The organism is Enterobacter sp. UPMP2061 (genome assembly GCF_053709615.1).
In genome coordinates this window covers 1-10,079 of record NZ_JBSKJP010000024.1, presented here as the reverse complement: position 1 = coordinate 10,079, position 10,079 = coordinate 1, and the positions used below count along the sequence as shown (strand labels likewise).

5 protein-coding genes and 2 pseudogenes are annotated in these 10,079 nt (G+C 51.9%); 5 read left to right on the top strand and 2 right to left on the bottom strand.

The window, feature by feature from the left end; translation table 11 throughout:
- Window positions 1–90: 90 nt before the first annotated feature.
- A complete protein-coding gene (locus ACWKXX_RS22525; protein ID WP_016151342.1) occupies window positions 91–669 on the bottom strand; it encodes a recombinase family protein in 579 nt (192 codons plus the stop codon).
- A 158-nt stretch (window positions 670–827) separates the two neighbouring features.
- On the opposite strand from ACWKXX_RS22525, the pseudogene ACWKXX_RS22520 reads away from it, so the two are divergent.
- A pseudogene (locus ACWKXX_RS22520) lies at window positions 828–2,555 on the top strand (Tn3 family transposase); the annotation flags it as partial.
- A 359-nt stretch (window positions 2,556–2,914) separates the two neighbouring features.
- Here ACWKXX_RS22520 and ACWKXX_RS22515 read toward each other — a convergent pair.
- Window positions 2,915–3,924 (bottom strand): annotated as a pseudogene (locus ACWKXX_RS22515) (zinc-binding alcohol dehydrogenase family protein).
- 352 nt (window positions 3,925–4,276) lie between these two features.
- Between ACWKXX_RS22515 and lacI the strand changes: the two are divergent.
- The 4 genes from lacI to ACWKXX_RS22495 all read left to right on the top strand — a co-directional run.
- Window positions 4,277–5,359, top strand: coding sequence for a DNA-binding transcriptional repressor LacI (lacI, locus tag ACWKXX_RS22510; protein ID WP_007851507.1), 1,083 nt, complete (start codon window positions 4,277–4,279; stop codon window positions 5,357–5,359).
- 121 nt (window positions 5,360–5,480) lie between these two features.
- Window positions 5,481–8,555, top strand: coding sequence for a beta-galactosidase (gene lacZ / locus ACWKXX_RS22505; protein ID WP_007894989.1), 3,075 nt, complete (start codon window positions 5,481–5,483; stop codon window positions 8,553–8,555).
- A 51-nt stretch (window positions 8,556–8,606) separates the two neighbouring features.
- Window positions 8,607–9,860, top strand: a complete 1,254-nt coding sequence (gene lacY / locus ACWKXX_RS22500) for a lactose permease (RefSeq protein ID WP_003846917.1) — start codon at window positions 8,607–8,609, stop codon at window positions 9,858–9,860.
- A gap of 65 nt (window positions 9,861–9,925) precedes the next feature.
- Window positions 9,926–10,079: maltose acetyltransferase domain-containing protein (locus tag ACWKXX_RS22495; RefSeq protein WP_121495309.1), on the top strand; the 154-nt coding region annotated here is incomplete at its 3' end.

The following is a 10,079-nucleotide window of genomic DNA, read 5'->3' as shown; positions in this document are numbered from 1 at the left end:
GGATAGAATGATGTTTCATGCTTTCCAGATGTTTACTTCAAGAACAGTTTCAACTGCCTGGCCAGTTATGGGCTTTATTCACATTCAGTATTATTGCTGTCCTGCTTTTACCCGGAGTATGGTTTGCCGGGTGGTATTAAATTCTCTGGCAACCGCACTGATACTGGCCCCGGAATTAAGGCGCTCTGACACTATTTTTTTTTGCTCCTCGCTCAAGATGGGCGGACGACCGAAGCGTTTCCCGGCTGATCTTGCCCGAGAAATCCCTGAATGTGTGCGTTCAATCAGCAGATCCCTCTCAAACTCAGCCACAGCTGAAATCACCTGCATAGTCATTTTTCCGGCCGGGCTGGTTAAATCCGCACCTCCGAGAGCGAGACAATGAACACGGATATCTAAAGTAGCCAGTTGTTCAACTGTTTTTCGGATATCCATCGCATTACGGCCGAGTCGGTCAAGTTTGGTGACAATCAATACGTCACCGCTTTCCATTCGATCAAGCAACCGGATGAACCCTGGTCTTTCGCTGGCAGCAACCGAACCACTTATATGTTCCTCAATCAGCCGCTGGGGTCTGATGGCAAAACCCGCCGCTTCAATTTCATGGCGCTGATTTTCTGTATTCTGTTCCAGAGTGGAGACCCGACAGTAGGCAAAAACTCGTGACATAGGAAACTTTCCGTACGCAAAGGGTGTCCGAATTATAACGTATGTACGAAACAAATTTCGCTGACTTTCGGACATATTGTTTGCGAGGCGTACGAAACCGACCGGTTTCGGTCAGTGCGAATGATAACTTTAATGAACTATGTGCAGGGGAAGCATTTATGCCACGGAGACAAATACTCAGTAGTGAAGAAAAAGAACGCTTGTTGATTGTGCCAGATGATGACGTATTTCTGACGCGCATGTGCTTTCTGAGTGAACATGACCTCGCGCTCATTAATTAACACCGCAGGCCAGCTAACCGTCTGGGCTTTGCAGTTTTACTCTGTTATTTGCGAGGACTAGGGTTTCCTCCCGACAAAAGTATTTCACCTCACGACTGTGTTGTCTTCAGGCTGGCGGCTCATTTGAAAGTCCAGTCTGATTTGTGGGCCGAGTATGCATCAAGAGAGGTCACCCGCTGGGAACATCTGGCTGAACTCTACCGCTACCTGGAATTATCCCCTTTTAACCGGGCGCTGCAAAAAACCTGTATTCGCCACCTTTATCCCCACGCCATGCGGACAGACAGAGGTTTTTTACTTGCGGAGGAAATGCTCTCCTGGCTCCACAATAATAAGGTTATTTTCCCCTCTGTTGAAGTGATCGAACGAACCCTGGCCGAAGCAACAACACTTGCCGACAGGGCGGTTTTTTCTGCGCTTACCGCGCAGCTTGAACCAGGGCATAAAGCGGCACTGGACCGTCTGTTGGTATCTGAGGGTGAGCAACCTTCACGGCTGGCCTGGCTGCTCCAGCCTCCGGGAAAAATTAATGGTAAAAATGTCCTGCAACATATCGACCGGTTAAATGCGATTGAGTCGCTGGCACTCCCTGACGGCATTGCACTTTCCGTTCACCAGAACCGACTCCTGAAACTCGCACGCGAAGGCAGGAAAATGAGTAGCCGGGATCTGGCAAGATTCACGGATGTTCGCCGTTATGCCTCGCTGGTTTGTATCATATCGGAGGCCAGATCCACCCTGACTGACGAAGTTATTGATCTGCACGAGCGTATTCTGAGTAGTCTGTTCAGCAGGGCAAAACGTACTCAGGCCGAGCGGCTCCAGCAAACGGGAAAGCTGATTCAGAGTAAACTGAAGCAATACGTTACCGTCGGACAGGCATTACTTAACGCCAGAGAGTCCGGGGAAGATCCCTGGGCCGCAATAGAAGACGTCCTTCCCTGGCAGGAATTCATCAACAGCGTGGAAGAGACGCGGTTCCTGTCACGTAAGGACAACTTCGACCCGTTGCATCTGATCACAGAAAAATACAGTACGTTGCGTAAATACGCCCCCCGGATGCTGTCCGTGTTGCAGTTCAGGGCTGCACCCGCCGCAATGCAGCTCAGTGACGCATTGGATACCGTCAGAGATATGTATAGAAAACAACTCCGAAAAGTACCGCCTTCCGCGCCAATCGGGTTCATCCCGGAAAGCTGGAGAAAGGTTGTGATCACCCCCACCGGCATTGACCGAAAATATTACGAATTTTGCGTGCTGAATGAACTGAAGGGAGCCTTACGTTCAGGTGACACCTGGGTAAAGGGGTCACGCCGCTACAGGAATTTCGATGATTATCTGATCCCGTCAGACGATTTTGAAAAATCACTCCGGGATAACCAGTTACCCCTTGCTGTTCCGGCCGATTGCCATGAATACATCAAGAGCCGTTTGACGCTTCTTGCATCGCGTCTGGAAGAAGTTAACGCGATGGCGCTGGCCGGTGATTTACCCGATGTTGATATATCGGATAAAGGCGTGAAAATTACCCCGCTGGATAACAGTGTCCCTTCAGCAGCATCCCCTTTTGGCGATCTGGTTTATGGCATGCTCCCTCACCCTAAAAGGGGGCCGCTTGGAAAACGGAAAATATCCTACGTTAAGCCTGTTTTTTGAGCTGGCATGGCGGGCAGCTATGAGCGAAGTATAGTCATTCGCCCTATCTCTTTTGTCGCACTTTCAACAAGGGGGTCGCTTGGAAAGCGGAACGAGGTCAGTCTCCGCCCGGACTGCTCAGCTCTTTAAACAGCAAAAGAGAGGCATCTTATGAGAAGGGATTGTTCAGTATGTCAGGGCAGACTGCTTTTTCATCCGCAGGTACTGAGGGTAAATGCTCAATTCCGGTACGATTCTTACTCTATAGCCAGACAGAATTCAGCATTGTGCTGAACCCGAATCTTTTTTTACTCTGACAGGCCTGTTCATCAGAACCCTGAAAAAACAATTTTCCCGTTCACATTTTTATTTTCCATGTCCTCATGAGCCCGGCGAAGTGCTTTAGCATTCAGCCTGCCATACTCTGCCAGCAACGGAGGTTTGAGCTTACCGGAATCCAGCATGCATGAGAGTTTGTTAAGAATATCATGCTGTTTAGACATGTCCGCAGTAGCATGCATGGGGCGGGTAAACATTGCCTCCCAGTGAACAGAAACGCTCTTAAATTTGATCAAACGCAGATCCAGTGGTTCAGGGTCGTCGATGAGTCCGATACGGCCTTGTGGGGCAATAATTTCGGCCATATTTTCCCAGGCAGATGGCGTGGTGTACGTTGAGAAAATCCGGGTAATGGGAGGGAGTCCAGCAAGGCTGGCAACCTGTGGCGCAAGCGCACATGAATGATCCAGGACATAATGCGCACCAAACCCGCGAACCGCTCTGACACTCTCCTGCCGGGAGGCAGTCCCGATGATGTTCACCCGACTCAGAGTGCGGGCAAGCTGTATAGCCATACAAGGGACTCCGCCCGCACCGCCAAGCATCAACAGGGTCTGATCAGCATCTCCGTTCACTGACAACTGCAGACGATCAAATAACATTTCCCAGGCTGTCAGACCGGTCAGAGGAACCGACGCTGCAGCTTCAAAACTTAGTGCTGCCGGCTTTATCCCCGTAATGCGTTCGTCAACCAGCTGAAACTCTGCGTTGGCTCCCTGGCGATCGAGCACACCGGCATAGAAAACGTGGTCACCTGGCCTGAACAGCGTCACCTCTGGTCCGGTTGCTTCAACAACACCGGAAGCGTCGTATCCCATAACTACCGGATTGCCTGCAGAGGGACTGATGTTTCGCCGGCTTTTCAGGTCCCGTGGGTTAACCGCGACCGCCCTGACTCTGATCAAAAGATCACGCCCCTTGGGCATGGATGGGTGGGGAAGCGACAAATCTTCAATAACGGATGTACTTTCCCGGGTTGCCAGAAACCAACGGCTTTCATTCTGTCTCCTTAAAAAGGTCAGTCACCAGATAAATAAATGTAAAAGTGTGCGGAACGCGATACCCGCCAGTGCCCCCGGCAGTGCAAATCGAAAAATACGCGGAAAGCGGGCGCTGGGTAATGCTGTCAACCTGTTGATGACTATTTTAATCTGTAGTCATTCAATCCTTGTAACATCAGGATGATCCTGGTGTCAGTGAAAATACGAAATCAACACGTTGGTATCATTACCCACCTGTGAACTGACGTCGGCATTTTGAATCTCACTTCGGCGTGCCCCCTCCGAATGGCGCAAAACATTTCGTGGTATGGCATGATAGCACCCGAAGAGAGTCAATTCAGGGTGGTAAATGTGAAACCAGTAACGCTATACGATGTCGCAGAGTATGCCGGTGTCTCTTATCAGACCGTTTCCCGCGTGGTGAACCAGGCCAGCCACGTCTCTGCGAAAACGCGGGAAAAGGTGGAAGCGGCGATGGCGCAGCTGAACTACATTCCCAACCGCGTGGCACAACAACTGGCGGGGAAACAGTCGTTGCTGATTGGCGTTGCTACCTCCAGTCTGGCCCTGCACGCGCCGTCGCAAATTGTCGCGGCGATTAAATCTCGCGCCGATCAACTGGGTGCCAGCGTGGTGGTGTCGATGGTAGAACGAAGCGGCGTCGAAGCCTGTAAAGCGGCGGTGCACAATCTTCTCGCGCAACGCGTCAGTGGGCTGATCATTAACTATCCGCTGGATGACCAGGATGCCATTGCTGTGGAAGCTGCCTGCGCTAATGTTCCGGCGTTATTTCTTGATGTCTCTGACCAGACTCCCATCAACAGTATTATTTTCTCCCATGAAGACGGTACGCGACTGGGCGTGGAGCATCTGGTCGCATTGGGTCACCAGCAAATCGCGCTGTTAGCGGGCCCATTAAGTTCTGTCTCGGCGCGTCTGCGTCTGGCGGGCTGGCATAAATATCTCACTCGCAATCAAATTCATCCGATAGCGGAACGGGAAGGCGACTGGAGTGCCATGTCCGGTTTTCAACAAACCATGCAAATGCTAAATGAGGGCATCGTTCCCACTGCGATGCTGGTTGCCAACGATCAGATGGCGCTGGGCGCAATGCGCGCCATTACCGAGTCCGGGTTGCGCGTTGGTGCGGATATCTCGGTAGTGGGATACGACGATACCGAAGACAGCTCGTGTTATATCCCGCCGTTAACCACCATCAAACAGGATTTTCGCCTGCTGGGGCAAACCAGCGTGGACCGCTTGCTGAAACTCTCTCAGGGCCAGGCGGTGAAGAGCAATCAGCTGTTGCCCGTCTCACTGGTGAAAAGAAAAACCACCCTGGCGCCCAATACGCAAACCACCTCTCCCCGCACGTTGGCAGATTCCTTAATGCAGCTGGCACGACAAGTTTCCCGACTTGAAAGCGGGCAGTGAGCGCAACGCAATTAATGTGAGTCAGCTCACTCATTAGGCACCCCAGGCTTTACACTCTATGTGTCCGGCTCGTATGTTATGCGAAAATGTGAGCGGATAACAATTCACGCAGGATACAACTATGACAATGATTACGGATTCACTGGCTGTCGTATTACAACGTCGTGACTGGGAAAACCCTGGCGTTACCCAACTTAATCGCCTTGCGGCACATCCCCCTTTCGCCAGCTGGCGTAATAGCGAAGAGGCTCGCACCGATCGCCCTTCCCAAGAGTCGCGCAGCCTGAATGGTGAATGGCGCTTTGCCTGGTTTCCGGCACCAGAAGCGGTACCAGAAAGCTGGCTGGAGCGCGATCTTCCTGACGCCGATACTGTCATCGTCCCCTCAAACTGGCAGATGCACGGTTACGATGCGCCTATCTACACCAACGTGACCTATCCCATTGCGGTCAATCCGCCGTATGTTCCCACGGAGAATCCGACGGGTTGTTACTCGCTCACATTTAATGTTGATGAAAGCTGGCTACAGGAAGGCCAGACGCGAATTATTTTTGATGGTGTTAACTCGGCGTTTCATTTGTGGTGCAACGGGCGCTGGGTCGGTTACGGACAGGACAGTCGTTTGCCGTCTGAATTTGACCTGAGCGCATTTTTACACGCCGGAGAAAACCGCCTCGCGGTGATGGTGCTGCGCTGGAGTGACGGCAGTTATCTGGAAGATCAGGATATGTGGCGGATGAGCGGCATTTTCCGTGACGTCTCGTTGCTGCATAAACCGAGCACGCAAATCAGCGATTTCCATGTAGCCACTCACTTTAATGATGATTTCAGCCGCGCTGTACTGGAGGCAGACGTTCAGATGTACGGCGAGCTGCGCGATGAGCTGCGGGTGACGGTTTCTTTGTGGCAGGGTGAAACGCAGGTCGCCAGCGGCACCGCGCCTTTCGGCGGTGAAATTATCGATGAGCGTGGTGGTTATGCCGATCACGTCACCCTACGTCTGAACGTCGAAAACCCGAAACTGTGGAGCGCCGAAATCCCGAATCTCTATCGTGCGGTGGTTGAACTGCACACCGCCGACGGCACGCTGATTGAAGCAGAAGCCTGCGATGTCGGTTTCCGCGAGGTGCGGATTGAAAATGGTCTGCTGCTGCTGAACGGCAAGCCGTTGCTGATTCGCGGCGTTAACCGTCACGAGCATCATCCTCTGCATGGTCAGGTCATGGATGAGCAGACGATGGTGCAGGATATCCTGCTGATGAAGCAGAACAACTTTAACGCCGTGCGCTGTTCGCATTATCCGAACCATCCGCTGTGGTACACGCTGTGCGACCACTACGGCCTGTATGTGGTGGATGAAGCCAACATTGAAACCCACGGCATGGTGCCAATGAATCGTCTGACCGATGATCCGCGCTGGCTACCCGCGATGAGCGAACGCGTAACGCGAATGGTGCAGCGCGATCGTAATCACCCGAGTGTGATCATCTGGTCGCTGGGGAATGAATCAGGCCACGGCGCTAATCACGACGCACTCTATCGCTGGATCAAATCTGTCGATCCTTCCCGCCCGGTACAGTATGAAGGCGGCGGAGCCGACACCTTCGCAACCGATATTATTTGCCCGATGTACGCGCGCGTGGATGAAGACCAGCCCTTCCCGGCTGTGCCGAAATGGTCCATCAAAAAATGGCTTTCGTTGCCTGGAGAGACGCGCCCGCTGATCCTTTGCGAATACGCCCACGCGATGGGTAACAGTCTTGGCGGCTTCGCTAAATACTGGCAGGCGTTTCGTCAGTACCCCCGTTTACAGGGCGGCTTCGTCTGGGACTGGGTGGATCAGTCGCTGATTAAATATGATGAAAATGGCAATCCGTGGTCGGCTTACGGCGGTGATTTTGGCGATACGCCGAATGATCGCCAGTTCTGCATGAACGGTCTGGTCTTTGCAGACCGCACGCCGCATCCGGCGCTGACGGAAGCAAAACACCAGCAGCAGTTTTTCCAGTTCAGTTTATCCGGGCGAACCATCGAAGTGACCAGCGAATACCTGTTCCGTCATAGCGATAACGAGCTCCTGCACTGGATGGTGGCGCTGGATGGCAAGCCGCTGGCAAGCGGTGAAGTGCCTCTGGATGTCGCTCCACAAGGTAAACAGTTGATTGAACTGCCTGAACTACCGCAGCCGGAGAGCGCCGGACAACTCTGGCTAACGGTTCACGTAGTGCAACCGAACGCGACCACATGGTCAGCAGCCGGACACATCAGCGCCTGGCAGCAGTGGCGTCTGGCGGAAAACCTCAGCGTGACACTCCCCTCCGCGCCCCACGCCATCCCGCAACTGACCACCAGCGAAACGGATTTTTGCATCGAGCTGGATAATAAGCGTTGGCAATTTAACCGCCAGTCAGGCTTTCTTTCACAGATGTGGATTGGCGATAAAAAACAACTGCTGACGCCGCTGCGCGATCAGTTCACCCGCGCACCGCTGGATAACGACATTGGCGTAAGTGAAGCGACCCGCATTGACCCTAACGCCTGGGTCGAACGCTGGAAGGCGGCGGGCCATTACCAGGCCGAAGCAGCGTTGTTGCAGTGCACGGCAGATACGCTTGCCGACGCGGTGCTGATTACCACGGTCCACGCGTGGCAGCATCAGGGGAAAACCTTATTTATCAGCCGGAAAACCTACCGGATTGATGGAAGTGGTCAAATGGCGATTACCGTTGATGTTGAAGTGGCGAGCAATACGCCACATCCGGCGCGGATTGGCCTGACCTGCCAGCTGGCGCAGGTAGCAGAGCGGGTAAACTGGCTCGGATTAGGGCCGCAAGAAAACTATCCCGACCGCCTTACTGCGGCCTGTTTTGACCGCTGGGATCTGCCATTGTCAGACATGTATACCCCGTACGTCTTCCCGAGCGAAAACGGTCTGCGCTGCGGGACGCGCGAATTGAATTATGGCCCACACCAGTGGCGCGGCGACTTCCAGTTCAACATCAGCCGCTACAGTCAACAGCAACTGATGGAAACCAGCCATCGCCATCTGCTGCACGCGGAAGAAGGCACATGGCTGAATATCGACGGTTTCCATATGGGGATTGGTGGCGACGACTCCTGGAGCCCGTCAGTGTCGGCGGAATTCCACCTTAGCGCCGGTAGCTACCATTACCAGTTGCTCTGGTGTCAAAAATAATAATAACCGGGCAGGCCATGTCTGCCCGTATTTCGCGTAAGGAAATCCATTATGTACTATTTAAAAAACACAAACTTTTGGATGTTCGGTTTATTCTTTTTCTTTTACTTTTTTATCATGGGAGCCTACTTCCCGTTTTTCCCGATTTGGCTACATGACATCAACCATATCAGCAAAAGTGATACGGGTATTATTTTTGCCGCTATTTCTCTGTTCTCGCTATTATTCCAACCGCTGTTTGGTCTGCTTTCTGACAAACTCGGGCTGCGCAAATACCTGCTGTGGATTATTACCGGCATGTTAGTGATGTTTGCGCCGTTCTTTATTTTTATCTTCGGGCCACTGTTACAATACAACATTTTAGTAGGATCGATTGTTGGTGGTATTTATCTAGGCTTTTGTTTTAACGCCGGTGCGCCAGCAGTAGAGGCATTTATCGAGAAAGTCAGCCGTCGCAGTAATTTCGAATATGGTCGCGCGCGGATGTTTGGCTGTGTTGGCTGGGCGCTGTGTGCCTCGATTGTCGGCATCATGTTCACCATCAATAATCAGTTTGTTTTCTGGCTGGGTTCTGGCTGTGCATTCATCCTCGCCGTTTTACTCTTTTTCGCCAAAACGGATGCGCCCTCTTCTGCCACGGTTGCCAATGCGGTAGGTGCCAACCATTCGGCATTTAGCCTTAAGCTGGCGCTGGAACTGTTCAGACAGCCAAAACTGTGGTTTTTGTCACTGTATGTTATTGGCGTTTCCTGCACCTACGATGTTTTTGACCAACAGTTTGCTAATTTCTTTACTTCGTTCTTTGCTACCGGTGAACAGGGTACGCGGGTATTTGGCTACGTAACGACAATGGGCGAATTACTTAACGCCTCGATTATGTTTTTTGCGCCACTGATCATTAATCGCATCGGTGGGAAAAACGCCCTGCTGCTGGCTGGCACTATTATGTCAGTACGTATTATTGGCTCATCGTTCGCTACCTCAGCACTGGAAGTGGTTATTCTGAAAACGCTGCATATGTTTGAAGTACCGTTCCTGCTGGTGGGCTGCTTTAAATATATTACCAGCCAGTTTGAAGTGCGTTTTTCAGCGACGATTTATCTGGTCTGTTTCTGCTTCTTTAAGCAACTGGCGATGATTTTTATGTCTATTCTGGCGGGCAATATGTATGAAAGCATCGGTTTCCAGGGCGCTTACCTGGTGCTGGGTCTGGTGGCGCTGGGCTTCACCTTAATTTCCGTGTTCACGCTTAGCGGCCCCGGCCCACTTTCTCTGCTGCGTCGCCAGGTGAATGAAGTCGCTTAAGAAATTAATGTCGGATACGGCGCGAGCGCCTTATCCGACCAACTTATCAGGACGGAATGTTAAAAATGAACATGTCGATGACAGAAAAAATAAAAGCAGGCAAGCTATTTACCGATATGTGCGAAGGCTTACCTGAAAAAAGACTTCGTGGGAAAACATTAATGTATGAGTTCAATCACTCGCATCCATCAGAAGTTGAAAAAAGGGTAATGACTCCAA